The sequence below is a fragment of the Bradyrhizobium sp. KZN70725 genome (assembly GCF_055264925.1).
The window spans coordinates 1-533 of record NZ_JBUYWT010000204.1 but is presented as its reverse complement, the minus strand read 5'-3'; the positions used below and the strand labels follow the sequence as shown (position 1 = coordinate 533).

1 protein-coding gene is annotated in these 533 nt (G+C 64.7%); it reads left to right on the top strand.

Features of this window, described 5'->3' with window-relative positions; translation table 11 throughout:
- Positions 1-137: 137 nt before the first annotated feature.
- On the top strand, positions 138-533 hold a 396-nt coding region (locus tag ACZBJS_RS42725; RefSeq protein WP_463440355.1), incomplete at its 3' end, for a transposase domain-containing protein.

The window sequence follows — 533 nt, the reverse complement described above, 5'->3', positions numbered from 1 at the left end:
GATGGGATGGACTGGAAGCGGGTCCGGACCGCGGCGGTCAAGCCGCCGGAGATTGTTGGGTAAAAGCACTGCGGCGAAGTGAATCAGCGGCCTGAAAGGGCAAGAGAACCGGGGCAAAATGTGCTCTGGTCGGGTCAATGACGCCGCCCGATCTCAGCCTCCCGAATGACGTAGAGACGCTGAAAGCCATGGTGCTTGCCATGGCCGAGAAAGCGGCCCGCGCCGATGCTCTGGAGAGCGAAGTCGCCGATCTCAAGGCCCGCAACGCCGATGCCGATGCGCGCATCGAGCGGCTGACGCAAATCCTGCAGGCCTTCGACCGCGCCCGGTTCGGCCGACGATCGGAGAAGCTCGGCTCGGCGAACGGCGACGATGAACAGCAGGCCTTCGTCTTCGAGGAGATCGAGACCGGCATCGCCGCGATCAAGGCCCAGGTCAGCAAGGGCCGTGCGCAGGCGGATGGCAAGCGTGCACCGCGTCGGCGCAAGGGCTTTGCGCCCCATCTGGAACGGATCGAAACCGTCATTGAGCCG